Annotated in this window: 16 protein-coding genes; 2 read left to right on the top strand and 14 right to left on the bottom strand. The window is 66.0% G+C overall.

Annotation, left to right across the window (positions count from 1 at the left end; translation table 11 throughout):
- Window positions 1-290 precede the first annotated feature (290 nt).
- Window positions 291-1,217, bottom strand: a complete 927-nt coding sequence (locus NKF27_RS08070; RefSeq protein WP_045993417.1) for an electron transfer flavoprotein subunit alpha/FixB family protein — start codon at window positions 1,215-1,217, stop codon at window positions 291-293.
- Window positions 1,214-1,966, bottom strand: a complete 753-nt coding sequence (locus NKF27_RS08065) for an electron transfer flavoprotein subunit beta/FixA family protein (RefSeq protein ID WP_045993416.1) — start codon at window positions 1,964-1,966, stop codon at window positions 1,214-1,216. The genes NKF27_RS08070 and NKF27_RS08065 overlap by 4 nt, the downstream gene beginning before the upstream one ends.
- A 379-nt stretch (window positions 1,967-2,345) precedes the next feature.
- Between NKF27_RS08065 and NKF27_RS08060 the strand changes: the two genes are divergently transcribed.
- On the top strand, window positions 2,346-4,013 hold the full coding sequence (locus NKF27_RS08060; protein WP_253556002.1) for an electron transfer flavoprotein-ubiquinone oxidoreductase: 1,668 nt from the start codon (window positions 2,346-2,348) through the stop codon (window positions 4,011-4,013).
- Window positions 4,014-4,328: 315 nt separating this feature from the next.
- Window positions 4,329-5,606, top strand: a complete 1,278-nt coding sequence (locus NKF27_RS08055; protein WP_253556000.1) for a dicarboxylate/amino acid:cation symporter — start codon at window positions 4,329-4,331, stop codon at window positions 5,604-5,606.
- A gap of 206 nt (window positions 5,607-5,812) precedes the next feature.
- Here NKF27_RS08055 and NKF27_RS08050 read toward each other — a convergent pair whose 3' ends face one another.
- The 12 genes from NKF27_RS08050 to fabD all read right to left on the bottom strand — a co-directional run bounded on the left by NKF27_RS08050 (window position 5,813) and on the right by fabD (window position 17,932).
- Window positions 5,813-6,736: a sulfurtransferase gene (locus NKF27_RS08050; RefSeq protein ID WP_253555998.1), complete on the bottom strand. Its 924-nt coding sequence runs from the start codon at window positions 6,734-6,736 to the stop codon at window positions 5,813-5,815.
- A 113-nt stretch (window positions 6,737-6,849) separates the two neighbouring features.
- Entirely contained in the window at window positions 6,850-9,054 is a 2,205-nt protein-coding gene (locus tag NKF27_RS08045; protein ID WP_253555997.1) for an ATP-dependent helicase, read from the bottom strand.
- Window positions 9,054-9,644, bottom strand: coding sequence for a DUF1285 domain-containing protein (locus tag NKF27_RS08040; protein WP_253555996.1), 591 nt, complete (start codon window positions 9,642-9,644; stop codon window positions 9,054-9,056). Before NKF27_RS08040 ends, NKF27_RS08045 begins: the two co-directional genes overlap by 1 nt.
- Window positions 9,645-9,739: 95 nt before the next feature.
- Window positions 9,740-10,576, bottom strand: a complete 837-nt coding sequence (locus NKF27_RS08035; RefSeq protein WP_108132686.1) for a TatD family hydrolase — start codon at window positions 10,574-10,576, stop codon at window positions 9,740-9,742.
- A gap of 106 nt (window positions 10,577-10,682) precedes the next feature.
- Entirely contained in the window at window positions 10,683-11,651 is a 969-nt protein-coding gene (locus tag NKF27_RS08030; RefSeq protein ID WP_045993433.1) for a DNA polymerase III subunit delta', read from the bottom strand.
- 23 nt (window positions 11,652-11,674) lie between these two features.
- Window positions 11,675-12,355: a dTMP kinase gene (tmk, locus tag NKF27_RS08025; RefSeq protein WP_253555995.1), complete on the bottom strand. Its 681-nt coding sequence runs from the start codon at window positions 12,353-12,355 to the stop codon at window positions 11,675-11,677.
- Between the two features lie 32 nt (window positions 12,356-12,387).
- Window positions 12,388-13,392 carry an endolytic transglycosylase MltG gene (gene mltG, locus NKF27_RS08020; RefSeq protein ID WP_253555994.1) on the bottom strand — a complete coding sequence of 335 codons (1,005 nt, stop codon included), beginning with the start codon at window positions 13,390-13,392 and terminating at the stop codon, window positions 12,388-12,390.
- 106 nt (window positions 13,393-13,498) lie between these two features.
- Complete coding sequence (gene pabC / locus NKF27_RS08015; protein WP_253555993.1) at window positions 13,499-14,317, bottom strand: aminodeoxychorismate lyase; 819 nt, start codon at window positions 14,315-14,317, stop codon at window positions 13,499-13,501.
- Window positions 14,318-14,320: 3 nt separating this feature from the next.
- Complete coding sequence (gene fabF, locus NKF27_RS08010; RefSeq protein ID WP_253555992.1) at window positions 14,321-15,559, bottom strand: beta-ketoacyl-ACP synthase II; 1,239 nt, start codon at window positions 15,557-15,559, stop codon at window positions 14,321-14,323.
- Window positions 15,560-15,825: 266 nt separating this feature from the next.
- Entirely contained in the window at window positions 15,826-16,059 is a 234-nt protein-coding gene (gene acpP / locus NKF27_RS08005; RefSeq protein WP_021820799.1) for an acyl carrier protein, read from the bottom strand.
- 121 nt (window positions 16,060-16,180) lie between these two features.
- Window positions 16,181-16,924: a 3-oxoacyl-ACP reductase FabG gene (gene fabG / locus NKF27_RS08000; protein ID WP_045993432.1), complete on the bottom strand. Its 744-nt coding sequence runs from the start codon at window positions 16,922-16,924 to the stop codon at window positions 16,181-16,183.
- A gap of 60 nt (window positions 16,925-16,984) precedes the next feature.
- Complete coding sequence (gene fabD, locus NKF27_RS07995; RefSeq protein ID WP_253556432.1) at window positions 16,985-17,932, bottom strand: ACP S-malonyltransferase; 948 nt, start codon at window positions 17,930-17,932, stop codon at window positions 16,985-16,987.
- Between the last annotated feature and the right edge of the window lie 8 nt (window positions 17,933-17,940).

The following is a 17,940-nucleotide window of genomic DNA, read 5'->3' as shown; positions in this document are numbered from 1 at the left end:
CTGCTCTCGCGCCGCCTTGGGGCGCCGCGTCAAATGCCACGACAGTACCCGAAACACGAATTGTTATCAATGCGAGCAAGGTGCCTCTACCCCGAGTTCATCGCTGTCAACACCTCTCGGGCAAGGGCATCGACGCCCCTGTCCGACAGCGGATCGGCACGCCTGGCGAGGGGTTGGCGGCCATGCACATCGATGCCAGACACCCACCAATAAAAACGCCGTGGCGTTGGCCGCCACGGCGTTTGTCAGCGTTGCCGGCCTAGCCGGCACACCGTTTCTACATCTTGCACTCAGAGCTTGCTGTCGAGCTCCGGAATGGCCTCGAACAGATCGGCCACCAGGCCATAGTCGGCGACCTGGAAGATCGGCGCCTCCTCGTCCTTGTTGATGGCGACGATGACCTTGGAGTCCTTCATCCCGGCCAGGTGCTGGATGGCACCGGAGATGCCCACGGCGATGTACAGGTCCGGCGCCACGATCTTGCCGGTCTGGCCGACCTGCATGTCGTTGGGCACGAAGCCGGCATCCACCGCCGCACGGGACGCACCGATGGCGGCGCCCAGCTTGTCGGCGATGTTGTCGAGGATCTTGAAGTTCTCGCCGCTGCCCATGCCGCGACCACCGGAGATGACCACGCGGGCAGCCCCCAGCTCGGGACGATCGCTCTTGGCCAGCTCTTCACCGACGAAGCTCGACAGGCTGTTGTCGATGCTCGCCTCGACCGGTTCGATGGCAGCGGAGCCACCCTGGCCGACGGCGTCGAAGGCGGTGGAACGCACGGTGATGACCTTGAGCGCGTCCTCGCTCTGGACGGTGGCGATGGCGTTGCCGGCGTAGATCGGACGCTTGAAGGTGTCGGCGCTCTCTACCGCGATGATCTCGGAGATCTGGGCCACGTCCTTCAGTGCCGCCAGGCGCGGCAGCACGTTCTTGCCGGTGGTGGAGGCGGCCGCCAGCACATGGCTGTAGTCGTCGGCCAGGGCCACCAGCAGGTCGGCGGTGGGCTCGGCCAGCAGGTGAGCGAAGGTCTCGCTGTCGGCGACACGCACCTTGCTGACACCATCCAGCTTGGCTGCGGCCTCGGCCACGGCGGCCACGTCCTGACCGGCGACCAGCACGTCGATATCACCACCGATAGCCTGGGCGGCGGCCACCACGTGGGCGGTGGCGTCGGCCAGCTGGCCGTCGTGGTGTTCTGCCAGAACCAGAATGCTCATGAAATCACCTTCGCTTCATTCTTCAGTTTGTCCACCAGCTCGTCCACGGAGCCCACCTTGACGCCACCCTGGCGCTCGGCCGGCGGCTCGACCTTGACCAGCTTGAGACGGCTGGCTACCTCGACGCCCAGATCGGCCGGGGTCATCACGTCCATCGGCTTCTTCTTGGCCTTCATGATGTCAGGCAGCTTGGCGTAGCGCGGCTCGTTCAGGCGCAGGTCGGTAGTAACCACCGCCGGCAGCTTCAGCGACACCGTCTGCAGGCCGCCATCGATCTCGCGGATGACCTTGAGGGTCTCGCCTTCGACTTCCACCTCGGAGGCGAAGGTGCCCTGGGCCATGCCGGTCAGCGCGGCCAGCATCTGGCCGGTCTGGTTGTTGTCGGAGTCGATCGCCTGCTTGCCGAGGATGACCAGCTGCGGCGCTTCCTTCTCGACCACCTTGGCCAGTGCCTTGGCCGCGCCCAGCGATTCAACGCGCTCGTCGCTCTCGACGTGGATGGCGCGATCGGCCCCCAGCGCCAGGGCCGTGCGCAGCTGTTCCTGCGCCGCCTTCGGCCCCACGGTCACCGCCACCACCTCGGTCGCCACGCCCTTCTCCTTCAAGCGCACCGCCTCTTCCACGGCGATTTCGCAGAAGGGATTCATGGCCATCTTGACGTTGGTCAAGTCAACGTCGCTGCCATCCGGCTTGACCCGGATCTTGACGTTGTAGTCGATGACGCGTTTGACCGCGACGAGTACTTTCATGTTGTCCTCGCTTGGTTCATCTGGGGAACCTTGAATGTAAGGAAGGAACCATCAACACGTTGGCGGTGACGGGCACCGCATCGATTTACGCATCGCGTGTCCCGAGAGGACACCACGATTGAGAACTTTTCGCTATGCCCTTATGCGTTTCATGCAAGCGTTTGATAGGGGCTCGGTGCGTACCTTCAATGTGCCACAGGCCGGGCCTTGGCAACAATCCCCGCATGCCGAGTCGACCATTGGGGAGGGTCGACCATCGTAAGGATGACCCGACGACGCTATTATGCCTATCATGGGACACACCGTGAAGCAAACGACCGTTTAAAATCTGTACGACGTTGGTGGCACCCCGACGTCACGCCGAGGAGGAAAGCACCCGATGGCAGAACAAGTAGAACGCGACACCATGGAGTTCGATGTGGTCATCGTCGGCGCCGGTCCGTCTGGACTGGCCGCCGCCTGCCGACTGATGCAGCAGGCCAACGAGGCCGAGCAGGAGCTGACCGTCTGCGTGGTCGAGAAGGGCTCCGAGGTGGGCGCCCATATTCTGTCCGGAGCGGTGCTCGAGCCCCGCGCGCTATTCGAGCTGTTCCCCGACTGGGAGGAGCGCGGCGCCCCGCTGACCACCCCGGCGGTGCGTGACGAGCTGTACCTGCTCAAGGACGCCGAGAAGGCCCAGAAGCTGCCCAACGCCCTGGTGCCCAAGAGCATGCACAACACCGGTGGCGACATCACCCGCTATGTGATCAGCGCCGGCAACCTGTGCCGCTGGCTAGCCGAACAGGCAGAGTCCCTGGGCGTCGAGATCTTCCCGGGCTTCGCCGCCCAGGACGCCATCGTCGAGGACGGGGTGGTGCGCGGCATCTTGATCGGCGACATGGGCGTGGCCGCCGATGGCAGCGAGAAAGGCGGCTACATGCCGGGCATGGAACTTCGCGCCAAGTACACCCTGTTCGCCGAGGGCGCCCGTGGCCACATCGGCAAGCGCCTGATCCGCGAATTCCGCCTGGACGAGGGCAAGGATCCCCAGCACTACGGCATCGGTCTCAAGGAATTGTGGGACGTACCGGCGGAGCAGCACGAGCCAGGGCTGGTGCTGCACGGCTCCGGCTGGCCGCTGGACAAGAACACCCACGGCGGCTGGTTTCTCTACCACGCCGAGAACCAGCAGGTGGTGGTCGGCCTGATCATGGACCTGGCCTACCAGAACCCCTACCTGTCGCCGTTCGACGAGTTCCAGCGGATGAAGCACCACCCGGTGCTCAAGCGCTACCTGGAAGGCGGCAAGCGGGTGGCCTACGGGGCCCGTGCCATCGCCAAGGGCGGCCTCAACTGCCTGCCGAAGATGACCTTCCCCGGCGGGCTGCTGATCGGCTGTGACGCCGGCACCCTCAACTTCGCCAAGATCAAGGGCATCCACACCGCCATGAAGTCCGGTCTGGTGGCGGCAGAAAGCGTGTTCGAGTCGCTCAAGGACGGCAACGAGGGCGGCGACGAACTCAAGGCGTTCGAGGCCAGGTGGCAGGACAGCTGGGCCTACAAGGAACTCGAGCAGACCGCCAGCTTCGGTCCCGCGATCCACAAGTACGGCACCGTGGGCGGTGGCGCCTACAACTTCGTCGATCAGTTGCTCGGCGGCAAGTTGCCCAGGGTCCACGACACCACTGCGGACCATGCGGCGCTCAAGCCCGCCAGCGAGTTCGAGAAGATCGACTACCCCAAGCCCGACGGCAAGCTATCCTTCGACAAGCCCTCCTCGGTGTTCCTGTCCAACACCAATCACGAGGAAGACCAGCCCTGCCACCTCAAGCTCGAGGATTCGGAAATTCCGATCCACAAGAACCTGCCGGAGTACGCCGAGCCCGCTCAGCGCTACTGCCCCGCCGGGGTCTACGAAGTGGTCGAGGGTGACGATGGCCAGCCGCGTTTCCAGATCAACTTCCAGAACTGCGTCCACTGCAAGACCTGCGACATCAAGGACCCCGCCCAGAACATCACCTGGGTCGCCCCGGAAGGCGGCGGTGGTCCCAACTATCCCAATATGTGATCGCGGGCGGGCCGCGTCGCTGCCGAACGCGCCCCGACCGTGACCCAGGGCGTTGACACGCCCGTTAGCCAACACCCTCAGCGGACGGGCCCAGCCCCGTCCGTTTTTTTATTGCAGGGCAGACACTTAACGTCATAACAAATCGGTCTATTGGCCTTCTTGCCAAGACATCGCCGAGCCCTAATAGTGTGCCCCCTTATCGATCGCCCCCCTGCCGCACACCCGCCTTGTCATCGGCCTATCCGGCCGAGCTCAAGGCCAGGCCCAGGGACAGCGACAGGGCAGCCGTGATCGAGGCCGCTACAGGGAGATACCATGGCCCACACCCGTCAAATACTGCTGGCCCTGATCCTCGGGATCCTGGCCGGCGGCGCCGTCAATCTGTTCCTGCCCCAGTGGGCGGGCGTCCTGGATACCCAACTGCTGACCCCGCTGGGTCAGGTATTTCTGCGCCTTCTGCAGTTTATCGTGGTGCCGCTGGTGTTCTGCGCTCTGGTACTGAGCTTTACCCAGGTCGATCGCAGCGAAAGCGTCGGGCGCTACGCCGGCAAGCTGCTGATGCTCTATGTACTGACCAGCGCGGTGGCCCTGGCCATCGGCATGGGCATGGCCGCCTGGCTGACCCCGGGCCTCGGCGTGGACAGCGCTCAGGCCGCCGGCGTCGAGGCCCGCGACCCGACCCCGCTGGCCCAGTGGCTGGTGGGCCTGGTACCGAAAAACCCCTTCGAGGCGCTGGCCGAGGCCAACCTGCTGCAGATCATCCTGGCCGCCGCCCTGGTCGGCGTGGCCGCCCGCCAGCTACCGGAACAGAGCCGGCCGCTGGTCTCGCTGCTGCAGAGCGGCTACGACGTGACTCTCAAGATCCTGTCGATGGTACTCAAGCTTGCGCCCATCGGTGTGTTCGCGCTGATCGCCTCGGTGGTGGCCACCCAGGGGTTCGACCTGCTGTTGAAGCTCGGCCTGTACGTGATCGGCCTGCTGGCGGCCATCGGCGCCATGGCGGTGTTCTATCTGGCCCTGCTGGCGATCACAGGTGCCCGGCCCCTGGCCTACCTGCGCCACTTCGGCGAGGCCCTGAGCTTTGCCCTTGGCACCGCCAGCTCCAACGCCACCCTGCCGATCGCCCTCAACAATGCCCGGGCCTACGGCGCACCACACCAGCTCAGCGCCTTCGCCCTGCCCTTCGGGACCGCCCTTAAACGTGACGGCGCCGCCGTGCTACAGGGCTTCAATGCGCTCTTCGTGGCGCAGCTGTTCGGCGTCGAGGTGACCCTGACCCTGGCCGCCACCATCTTTACCACCGGCCTGCTGGTATCCTTCTCCACCGCTGGCGTGCCGGGCGCTGGCCTGGTGGCCATGAGCACCGTACTGTCGGCTGCAGGGCTGCCGCTGGAGGGCGTCGCCGTGGTCGCCGGGGTGGACCGCTTCACCGATGGTTTCCGCACCTCTCTGAACGTGATGGGCAATACCGCCAACGCCATGCTGCTCAGCCGCCTGGAGGGACGTGGAAACGCCGCCCTCTCGGATTCTGGCAAGACGACCTCCGACCAGTCGGCCTCGGGCCAGCCAAGCGCCAGCGAGGTGGGCCGCTAGACAGTAAACCGACCGGGCCAGGCTGCGTCGGTTGGCAAGGACCCGTCTTCACCACGTACCGATGGTTCGGCGAGATGCCGAGAAACCAGCGAGCACGGCCCCGTCACCAGGTGACGGGGCCGTGCTCGTTGTTGGTACTGGCCTGGCGCTGAAGGACCGCTGCAGGCGCCACAAAGCGGTGCCAGCGAGGGGCGTCAGCAGTGGCGTCAGGAAGCGGAGGCGGGGCCGGTCTCGGCCGGGCGTGCGGGATCGCCGCTCCACTCGCTCCAGGAGCCGACATAGAGGCGCGGGGTCGGCAGCCCCGCCAGGCGATAGGCGAGGATGTCATGGCAGGCGGTAACGCCGGAGCCGCAGTAGGCAATCACGCCAGGACCCTGCTGCGACGCCCCGGCCAGCTCATCTTGAGTCTGCTCTTGTGGCGGCTCTTGAGTCTGCTCTTGTGGCAGCGCTTGTGGAAGTTCTCGCGCCAGGGCCTCGGGGGACTTGAAGCGTCCATTGTCATCCAGATTGAGGCTACAGGGGCGGTTGACCGCGCCGGGGATATGCCCGGCTCGGGGGTCCATCGGCTCGACCTCGCCGCGGTAGCGCTCTCCGGCCCGGGCGTCCACCTTCAGCGCCGCAGTCGACGCCATCTCCTCGAGGACGACGACACGACTGTCGTCGAAGTCGGGCGTCCACTGCGACGGCGCAGGAGGTGCACCCTCCCCCACCTCCCAGTCACCATTGATGCCCTCCCAGGCGGCGAGGCCTCCGTCGAGCAGGCGCACCCGCGGGTGGCCGGCCCACTCGCTCAGCATCCACCAGGCCCGCGCCGCCGCCAGCTGGCCGCCGGCGTCGTCAAGCACCACCACCTCGCGCTCAGGTGCAACGCCCAGTCGCTGAAGGGTCGCGGTGAAGGCGGCGTGGCTCGGCAACGGGTGTCGCCCACCTGCCCCGGAGCCAGCGTCCCTGGGCCCGGACAGGTCACGGTCCAGATCCAGGTGCAGACTGCCGGGAACATGGGCCTGACGCCACAGCGCCGCCCCGGCCTCGGGGTCGTTCAAGCGCACGCGGCAGTCCAGCACCAGCGGCGGGGTGTCGCCGTCTAGCGCGTGTCGCAGGCTATCGGCGTCGATCAAGGGATGGGTCATGACGAACTCCTTCTCATGTCAGAACACTGTCTGGTGGCGCAAGGCTTTATCGCACCGGAGCCTTATCGTATCGAAGCGTTTTCGCGCGTCTCGACAAGTGGCCCGCGCCCTGATCAGGCGCTCGACAGCCGCTCGATCGGGGCGCGATGGGCGATCAGGCGGCGCTTGCCGGCACGATCGAAGCGCACCTCGATGACCGGATTGGCGGGGTCGCCTTCCACCAAGGCGACCTCACCGTCACCGAAGACGCCGTGGCGAATGCGCTCACCCACCTGGTAGTGGCCATTGCCTGGCGCTCGCTCAAGCGCCTTGATCGGCAGCGGCTGCCCCAGGGCATTCAGATAGCGCCCCACCAGTGCTGGCTCGGCGACGCTCACCTCCTCGGGGTCGGCTCCGTCAGCGCATCGGTACAGCGCCCTGGCCACGGCGCTGGCGTCGCGGCAGGCGCTCTCCTGGATAAAGCGGCTGGGACGATGATCGCCGCCATCGTGGAGGATGACCAGGCGTTCGATGGCCCGGGTGATGGCCACATAGTAGAGCCTGCGCTCTTCCTCGAGACGCTCGGGGGACAGGGGGTTGTCACGACTGTAGTGGGGAAAGTCCTCTTCATTGACCGCCCCCACCATCACCAGCGGCCACTCCAGGCCCTTGGCGCCATGAACCGTATTGATCAACACCCCTTCGTCGCGGTTCTGGACCGGGCGCCGCAGCAGCTCGATAAAGGTGGCGATGTCGCCGACCTCCCGAGCCTGCTCGATCAGGACATCGAGCAGGCGCACGTCCTCCTCGCCCTTGTCGCGGCGGGAGGCGGCGCGCTTGAGCACCTTTTCCGCCTCGACCTCCGCGACCACATGCTCGAGCAGCGCGTCGGCGGACAGATGGGCAAGCTTCGGCAGCTCGCACAGCAGTTGCCAGCGACGCTTGAGGGTGCGCTTCTGGTGCGGCTTCAGTCGCGCCAGCAGCGCGTCGCCCGGCCCCGGCCAGGTCTGGGTGTCGGCCAGGCGCTGAACCAGGCCAGCAAGCACTTCACGTGGTACGAAGCAGGTCGGCTGGGCAAACATCGGCATCAGCGCGCCAGGGTCGCGCAGCTGCTCGGGCGACAGCGCCAGCGATAGATAGCCGGCCAGAGCCTCCACCAGCGGCAGGCGAAAGACGAAGCGATCCTCCCGGGCCAGGCGAAAGGGAATGCCCTCGCGCAACAGCGCCAGCTGCATCGGCACCGACAGGGTCCAGCTACGTACCAGCAGACAGGCTTCGTCGAGACGACGGCCGGCTTCCACCCAGCGCTTGAGTCCATCGAGGAAGGCACTGGCGCCCCGTGCCACCTTGAGCTCGGTGCGCGGATTGGTGGGCGCCGCCAGGCATAGCTGGTCCGGGCGACGCGGGTTGCCGGCGATGGCATGATTGGCGGCCAGCGCCAAGGCGTGACCATGGCGAAAGGTGGTGGACAAGGGGTAGTCGGTGGCGGCACCGAAGATCCGGGTAAAGTTCTCGAGCATGGCCTCCGGGTGGGCGCCGCGCCATTCGTAGATACACTGGTTGGCGTCACCCACCGCCATCACCGAAGCCTGGTCGCCGGCCAGCACCGCCAACAACCGCTGCTGGGCGGCATTGATGTCCTGATACTCGTCGATGATCACATGGTCGAGGAAGCCCTGAACCCGATGGCGCAGCGCGGGATCACCTTCGAGTGCCAGCAGCGGTCGATACAGCAGATCCGAATAGGTCATCACGCCGTGATCGGCCAGCAAGGTCTCGAGACACTGGTGGGCGACGACGAAGTGGCGAGTCCCCTCGCCGAGCTCGAGCCGCTCATACAGCAACTGGGGGTCGATCACCTCGGCCTTGACCAGCGAACAGAAGTGGGCGAGTTCCTCGATGCGATCGGGCTCGAGCGCGGCGTCGCGATCCTCGTCGACCTGGGCCAACGCCTCCAGGGTCGCCTGGCGCAGCAGTCGCTCCTGCTGCCAGTCTGCGGTCAGCAGTTCGCGCCGTGGCAGCGCGCCCCAGCGGGTCAGGCTCTGACTCAGGCGATGTCCGAGAGAGTGAAAGGTACGCACCTCCGGCAGTTCCATTCCGGGTTCGGCCATGGCCACCAGACGGCGCTGAAAGTCTTCCCGGGCGGCGCGGTTGAACATCAGCACCATCATGCGCCGGGCGCTGACTCCGTGGGACAGCAGGTGCAGTACCCTGGCCACCAGGGTGGTGGTCTTGCCCGCTCCGGCCACCGCCGCGACCCTGGCGTGGCCTGCCGGGTGGGCGACAACGCAGCGTTGTTCGGGTGTCAGCGCGAGCCGCTCCAATGCAGGTGAAGCCATCAGTGCGCGTCACCCTCCAGGCGTCCCAGCGGCTGCCACACGCCGTCGCTGGTAAGCCCCAGCTCGCCGCATTCGCTGCGCGCTTCGGCCTGCTCGACCAGACGGTAAAAGACGTTACGCCCGAGTCGAGCACTCACGCCATAGGGCAGGCACACCTCGGGCACCTCCTCGCCCGCCGGTGTCGTCGACAGCGACAGTCGATACTCCTGACCCAGGGCGATACGCTCGCCGACGTTGGTGGTCAGCCACCAGCGCTGGTCTACGTGGTCTTCTGGCTGGCCTTTTGGCTGGCCTTCCCGCTGAGCGTCTGCCTGCTCGGCCTCCAGCACTACGAAGGCGGTGTCCTCGACGCTGATCCGCCACTTTTCGATAGGCGTGACCAGGTAATGGTGGCCGTCGTCCTCCCGTAGCAGGATGCGCGCAAAAAGGCGCACCAGCTCTGGACGCTGGATCGGACTGCCTTCGTGAATCCAGCGCCCGTCTCGGGCGATCACCAGGTCCATCTCGCCGCTCGGTTCGGGCTGCCAGTCGGACAAGGGCGGACGCTCACCAAGCTCGGCGATGCCGTTCAGGATGTGATCGAGTTGCATGGAGGCTACCTCGTCGAGTTATCGCTCAAGGCCCGGCCAACAGACCGGTGCCCGTGCCGACCGGGGCCATGGGCCCTGTTTACAACAAAGCCCGCTTAGCCCTGGTCCACAAAGCCCGCGTCGCGAAGGGCCTGCTTGAGGTCCTCCGGGGCGGCAGGCTGGGCCTTGGGAAACAGCCGGTAGAAGTTGGCGGTGGTCTGCATCGCCACCTCTTCCACGCTGATTCCCCGCTCGTCGGCGATGCACTGGGCCACGTCGACCACCCAGGCCGGCTCGTTGGGCTTGCCACGGTGCGGCACCGGCGCCAGATAGGGGCTGTCGGTCTCGATCAGCAGACGATCCAGCGGTACTTTTCTGGCCACCTCGCGCAGCGACTCGGCGGTGCGGAAGGTGACGATCCCCGACAACGAGATATAAAAGCCCAGGCGCACCGCATCCCGCGCCATCTCGAGGTCCTCGGTGAAGCAGTGCAGCACCCCGCCGACCTCGGGATCGCTGTACTGACGAATCAGCGAGAGCGTGTCCTCCCTCGCTTCCCGGGTATGCACCACGATCGGCAGCGACAGTTCGGTGGCAGCCTGCAGATGGCGAGCGAAACGCTCGTGCTGCACCTCGGCGGGAACACTGTCGTAATGATAGTCCAGTCCCGATTCGCCGATGGCCACGGCACCATGCTCCTTGGCGCAGGCGACAATCTCGGCAACGCCGGGTTCGTGCTCCACCTGATGCAGCGGATGCACCCCGGCGGAGATCACCACGTCGTCGTGGGCCTGGCGAATTGCGGCCAGTTCGGGCACGCCGTCGAGGGTCACGCTGATGGCCAGGAACTGCTGGACGCCGCGCTCGCGGGCGGCGTCCAGGGCCCGCGACAGATCGCCGCCATGGGTATCAGGAGAAAGGCGATCGAGATGGCAGTGGGAATCGACGAACATGAAGATCTCTCGGGGCTTGAATACGGATGTCAGGGACGAATACCGGCGACGATGATCAGAGACACCAGCGAGCCTCCGGGGAGGACGTCTGGGCACACGACGTCGCTCAGGAACGCAACAGGGCCGCCCAGCGGACCAGCCAGGCCTCGAGCACCAGTTGCGGGTTGGGATTGCCGCCTTCACTGAGCAACCGACGCTGCTCACGGGCGTAGTCGAGCAGGCGGAACCAGTCGCGCACCCGGCCATTTTTCACCGCCTGGCGATAGAGCGGTGCCAGGTCGGGGTTTCTGAGGCCTTCAGGCTCGCCGGAAAGCCCCAGGCGAATCAGATCCTCCAGCCAGGCGATACCGTACCACAGGATGGCATCGATGGCCTGGCGGTCCAGCCGGGCCGCCTCGGCCACAGGTTCGGCGCCACGTACCAGGGCGTCGAAGGTCTCGTGCAGCTGTTGACGCAGCGCCCGCGAGCCCGGCTCGGCAAGCTGTCGCGCTGCCAGCGGCAACCCACCGGCGGCTCGAAACCAGAAGCGTGCTTCGTCCTCGGAACCGAGTTCCTTCGACAGCCAGTCCAGGCAGTCTTCGAGTTCCGGCGGCTTGAGCGTCCACTGCTGGCAGCGCGAACGGATCGTCGGCAGCAGGTGGGACGGCATGTCGGAGACCAGCACGAACAGGGTGTCCTGCCCCGGCTCCTCCAGGCTCTTCAGCAGGGCGTTGGACGCGGCCACGTTCATCGCCTCGGCAGGACGGATCTCGATGACCCGGTGCCCACCCTGCTGAGCGGTCTGGGAGACGAAGCCATTGACCTGACGGATCGGGTCGATGCGAATCATCCGCTTGCCCTCCTCCGGCGCCACCCGCAGCAGGTCAGGGTGGTAGCCCGAGGCCAGCATATGGCAACTGTGGCACTCTCCGCAGGCGGTCTCGCCGGGACGGGCACACAGGGCTCGGGCGATCAGCGCCTCGGCCAGGGACTGCTTGCCAAGCCCGCGGGGGCCCGACAGCAGCACGGCATGGGGCAGACGACCGGCGTCCATCAGCCGCACCAGTTCGTGCCAGCGCGGCGCCAGCCAGGGCATCGGCGGCTGGGCGACGCTGCTATTCACGTCCATTGCGCCACCCGCTCGTCCAGTACCCGCGTGATCCGCCGCTGCACCTCGTCCAGGCTGGCGTCGGCGTCGATCCTGACCATCCGCTCAGGTGCCTGCTCGGCCCGGGCCAGGTAGGCCAGGCGCACCCGCTCGAAGAAGTCGCGGCGCTCCTGCTCAAAGCGATCCTTGCGCGTGCCGGTGCGGTCCAGACGACCCGCCAGGCGACGCTCCGCCGCGTCCAGCGGCATGTCCAGCAACAGCGTCAGATCCGGCGTCAGTTCTCCCTGGACCAGACGTTCGAGCTGGACGATGCGCTCGAACGGCAGGCCACGGCCGCCACCCTGGTAGGCAAAGGTGGCGTCGGTGAAGCGGTCGCTGACCACCCAGGCGCCGCGCTCCAGGGCCGGGCGAATACGCTGGGCAAGATGCTGGGCCCGTGCCGCGAACACCAGCAGCAGCTCGGCGTCACTGTCCAGCGGCTCGTCGCTGGACGCCAGCAGCAGTTCGCGAATGGCCTCGGCCCGAGGCGTCCCTCCAGGCTCGCGGGTCTGTACCACCTCGATGCCACGCGCCTCGAGGGCGGCGACCACGAAGGCCAGGTTGGTGGACTTGCCGACGCCTTCTCCGCCCTCCAGGGTAATGAAGCGCCCGCTCGCGCCGGAGGTGGGCTCGGCCGGTTGTGTCTGCGTCATGGATACCACTCCTGGTTCGGGAGACGTCCGCGTCAACGACGCCGAATATAACGATTGACGGCGTTATTGTGCTCACGCAGCGTGCGGGAGAAGTGGTGGGTGCCATCTCCCTTGGCGACGAAGTACAGGGTGTCGCCCTCCTGCGGGTCGACGGCGGCCTCCAGTGCAGCCCGCCCCGGCAATGCGATCGGGGTCGGCGGCAGGCCATCGATCACGTAGGTGTTGTAGGGGGTGGCTTCGCGCAGGTCGGCCCGAGTGATATTGCCCTCGAAGCGATCGCCCATGCCGTAGATCACCGTTGGATCGGTCTGCAGCCGCATCCCACGCTCCAGGCGGCGCTTGAACACCCCGGCAATCTGACGCCGCTCTTCGGGGGCGCCGGTCTCACGCTCGATCAGCGAGGCCATGATCAGCGCCTCGTACGGCGTATCGATGGGCAGGTCCTCGGCGCGATCGGCCCACACCTCCTCGAGCAGGGCCTCCATGCTCTGATTGGCCTGGCGCAAAATCTCCAGATCCTCCACCCCCTTGTGGTAGGTGTAGGTATCGGGGAAGAAGCGCCCCTCCGGATGCTCGCCCTCGTGACCCAGCGCCGTCATGATCTCGTCGTCACTCATGTCGGCACTGGCGTGGGCCAGCTTCTCGGCCTCGGCCAGGGCCGCGCGCATCTGCTGGAAGGTCCAGCCCTCGGGAATGGTCACGCTGTAGGTGACCACCTCGGCGCTGGCGAGCTTATCGAGTACCTGCATGCCACTCATGCCTGGCTCCAGCGAGTACTCGCCGACCTTCAGCGACGGCACACGTTCGGGCTCCACTCGCGTCAACAGCTTGAAGGCCCAGGCGTCGGCCAGCACACCCTGGGCCTCGAGATCATCCACCACCCGATTGAAACCGGCCCCGGGCGGCACCTCGTAGAGCATCGGTTCATCGAGGGTGATCGGGGCCTGCAGACGCGTCTGCCAATAGTGATAAGCGCCGTAGCCGCCAATAGCGGCAATGACGACAAGAGTGAGCAAGACCTTGAGCGCGGTGCGCATGGAAGTTCCTTAGTCTGGTCGCGCCGGCGCACGGCGCTTGTCTGAAGCGGTCAGAATAGTACGGCAAAGCGGATGCAGGCACCCCGGCTGGAAGCGCCCGGGTGACTCAGTCGGCCCCGGCATACCCCAGCAGGCGGTGGGCTCGGTGCTGAAAGGCGCGATGGACATCACTCAGCTCCCAGCCATGCTGGGGCTGCCCTTCGCTATCGTCGAGCCGCGCGACCGGCCACACGCCCTGGACGCTGTTGCCAAGCCATAAAGCCTCGCAGGACGAAAGCTCGTCGGCCAGCAATGGCGCCTCCACCACCGCGCCCTGTTCCAGCAAGGCGGCTCGCAGGGTACCCGCCACGCCACACTGATCCAGCGGCGGGGTCGATACCTGTTCGGCGCCCCGGGCGAGAAAGAACACGTTCATGGCGGTGGCTTCGACAAGCTGGCCCCGATCATCCTCGAGAAGCCCCTCGGCGATAGCGGGGTCCCGCCACTCCGCTCGTGCCAGCACGTTCTCGAGACGGGCCAGATGCTTGATCCCGGCCAGCACGGGCTGGCGTGCCAGGCGCAGGCGGCAGCGACGCACCCTGACCCCGGCTGCCCAACGCTGTTGATCGGGTGCGAAGCTCGACCACACCGCCTCGAGCCTGGGGTCTGAGGACGCCGGCGGCGCGTAGCCCCGGCCACCGCTGCCCCGGGTGTAGACCAGCTTGAGCACGCCAAGCCCCGGCCCCGCGCCAGCGAGGGCGGATGCCAGGGCCTCTGTACGGGGCGGGGGCAGGTCGAGCACCCGGCAGCCCTTCAGCAGTCGTGCCAGGTGCTCAGACCACAACAGCGGCGTGCCGTCGCGCACCAGCACCGTCTCGAAAAGGCCATCGCCGTAGGCCAGCCCCCGATCACTCAGGGGCAATGTCGGCTCGGGCGGCCTATTCATCCATCAGGCCTTCTTGAACACCAGGGTGCCATTGGTGCCGCCGAAGCCGAAGGAGTTGGACAGGGTCACGTCGACCTTGGCATCGCGGGCGGTATGCGGCACGTAGTCGAGCACGCACCCTTCCTGGGGGTTGTCCAGGTTGATGGTGGGCGGCAGCGCCTGATCACGAATCGCCAGGATGCTGAAGACTGCCTCCACCGCACCGGCAGCGCCGAGCAGGTGGCCGATCATCGACTTGGTGGAGCTGACCGCGACGCTTTCGGCGGCGCTGCCCATGACCTTCTCCACCGCCCGGCTCTCGGCCAGGTCACCGGCGGCGGTCGAGGTGCCGTGGGCGTTGATGTAGTCGATCTCGCTGGCGTCGATGCCAGCGTCCTTGATCGCGTTGGCCATGGAGGCCGCCGCGCCGCGACCGTCTTCCGGCGGCAGGGTCATGTGGTAGGCATCATCGCTCATGCCGAAACCGATCAGCTCGGCGTAGATGGTCGCCCCACGTGCCTTGGCGTGTTCGTACTCTTCCAGCACCACCACGCCGGCGCCGTCGGACAGCACGAAGCCGTCGCGATCCTTGTCCCAGGGGCGGCTGGCCGCCTGGGGATCGTCATTGCGGGTGGACAGTGCCCGCGCGGCGGAGAAGCCGCCCAGCCCCAACGGTGTGGTCGCCATCTCGGCACCGCCACAGACCATCACATCGGCGTCGCCGTAAGCGATGGTGCGGGCGCTGTAGCCGATATTGTGGGTACCGGTGGTACAGGCGGTGGTGATGGCGATATTGGGACCACGGAAGCCGCGCTGAATCGCCAGATTGCCCGAGATCATGTTGATGATGGAGCCGGGCACGAAGAACGGCGAGATACGCCGAGCACCGCTCTTGTTGAGCGCGTTGTGGTTGTGCTCGATCATCGGCAGCCCACCGATTCCCGAGCCGATGGCCACGCCGATGCGATCGGCATTTTCCTCGGTGCACTCGATACCGGCGTCCTCGATGGCCTGAGCCCCCGCGGCAATACCGTACTGGATGAACAGGTCCATCTTCCTGGCATCCTTGGGGTTCAGGTAGGGGCTGATATCAAAGTCCTTCACCGAACCGCCGAAGCGCGTGTTGAAGCCGCTGACATCGAAGTGCTCGATGGGCGCCACACCGCTCTTGCCGGCCAGGATGCTGTCCCAGCTTTCCTTGACGGTGTTGCCCACCGGTGTGACCAGGCCGAGGCCCGTCACCACTACCCTTCTACGAGACATCAGCTTTCCTCCAGACATCCAAAAAGTTACGGCCCAACTGTGGAGGACCGTCGGTTGCGCGCATTATACCCGAGACACAGGCCGCTGTGCTCCCCCCGGCGCCGAGGCTTTACCGGGAACGCTGGCACAGGACCCTGCCTTCGAGGCCTGGACACGCAAAAGCCGCCCTGGCGAACCAGGACGGCTTCCGCGGGGATTGCATCCCCGCCTTTCAGCAAGCGGCCATCGCCGCCACCGGCAGACTGACTCGGAACACCGAGCCGGTCTTACTGGTTGGCGTTGACGTAGTCGATCGCTTCCTGAACGGTGGTAATCTTCTCGGCTTCTTCATCAGGAATTTCGGTATCGAATTCCTCTTCCAGCGCCATCACCAGCTCAACGGTGTCCAGGGAATCAGCGCCCAGGTCCTCGGTGAAGGAAGAGGAGTTCTGAATATCTTCTTCCTTGACGTTCAGGCGCTCTGCCACAACTTTCTTCACGCGCTCTTCGATGGTGCTCATTTAGACATACTCCAGTCGTTCACGTTAGCCGTTCTGATGACCAGCTGGTTAATTCCGCAAGTAAACTGCGGGGTAGTTTATAGACCCCTTCGGGTCGACGCAACACACGCAGGAAGCGCATTCAGCGCATGTTCATCCCGCCATTGACGTGCAGGGTTTCGCCAGTGATATAGGCTGCGCTATCGCTGGTCAAGAACCCGACCGCCGCGGCGATTTCCTCGGGCTGCCCCAGACGCGCCAGAGGCACCTGCCCCTTGAGCATCGTCTGCTGATCCTCGGACAGCGCCTGGGTCATGTCGGTGGCAATAAAGCCAGGCGCCACGGCGTTGACGGTGATGGCACGGGAAGCCACCTCGCGCGCCAGCGCCCGGGTGAAGCCTTCCATGCCCGCCTTGGCGGCAGCATAGTTGCTTTGGCCGGCGTTGCCCATGGTGGCGACCACCGAACTGACGGATACGATACGGCCCCAACGGGCCTTGCTCATGCCACGCAGGCACGCCTTGCTGAGGCGAAAGACCGACTTGAGGTTGGCGTCGAGTACACCATCCCACTCATCTTCCTTCATTCGCATCAGCAGATTGTCACGGGTGATACCGGCATTGTTGACCAGGATGGTCGGCGCACCAAACTCGTCGTTGATCGACTTCAGCAGTGCTTCGACACTGGTCGGATCGGTGACGTCGAGGCGGCGCCCTGCGCCCTGAAACCCCTGCTCCTTGAGGTCCGCATCGATGCGGTCGGCACCGGCATCGGTGGTGGCGGTGCCGATCACGATGCGACCCTGCCGCCCCAGCTCGTGGGCGATGGCACGGCCGATACCGCGGCTGGCCCCGGTAATCAGGGCGACTCTAGGCTCGGTTGTCATGGTCACTTCCATTGCTTCGTCGTTGTCGCCCGGCACAGCGCCGGGCCAGGAGGCTTTCGATCAGTTGATCTCGCGAGCCAGCTCAAGGGCTGCACTGAGACTGTCGGGATCATTCACCGCCAGTCCGCGACTGCCCCGGGCAATACGCTTGTTGAGGCCGGTGAGGACCTTGCCGGGCCCGCACTCGATGAACACCTCGGCACCGCCGTCGACCATCTTCTCGACGCAGGAGACCCAACGCACCGGCTGGTAGAGCTGCTCGATCAGGCGAGTGCGCAGGGTGGCCACATCGGCGTGGGCCTGGGCATCGACGTTCTGCACCACGGTATAGCGCGGCGCCTTGAGCTCGATATCACCAAGCGCCTGCTCCAGCCGCTCGGCGGCCGGCCGCATCAGCTCACAGTGGGAAGGCACCGATACCGGCAACGGCATCGCACGCTTGGCCCCGGCCTCCTGACAGGCGGCGATGGCGCGATCCACGGCGGCCTTGCTGCCGGCGATCACCACCTGCCCGGGAGCATTGTAGTTGACGGCAGAGACCACGTCCCCGTCGGCAGCCTTGGCGCATGCCTGCTCGACGGCCGCGTCATCCAGACCGAGGATCGCCGCCATGGCGCCCTGCCCGGCCGGCACGGCCTGCTGCATGGCTTCACCACGCAGGCGAACTAGACGAACCCCTTCCGCAAAGGAAAGCGCGCCGGCGCACACCATGGCGCTGTATTCGCCGAGACTATGGCCGGCCATGGCACCGGGGCGCGGGCCCTCGAGTTCCTGCCACACGCGCCAGATCGCCACGCTGGAGGCCAACAGTGCCGGCTGGGTGCAGGCGGTGGCATTGAGCGCCTCCGCAGGACCTTCCTGGACCACCTGCCACAGGTCGTAACCCAGCGCCTCCGAGGCCTCCTCGAAGGTCGTCCTCACCACGCTGTAGCGTTCGGCCAGATCGCGCAGCATGCCGACCTGTTGCGACCCCTGCCCAGGGAAGATAAGGGCAAGCGGTTGAGTCATCTTGATCA

It is taken from the genome of Halomonas sp. DN3 (assembly GCF_024137905.1).
Taxonomy (GTDB): domain Bacteria; phylum Pseudomonadota; class Gammaproteobacteria; order Pseudomonadales; family Halomonadaceae; genus Halomonas; species Halomonas litopenaei.
The sequence above is the reverse complement of the archived record's forward strand: the minus strand, read 5'-3'. Positions and strand labels throughout refer to the sequence as shown.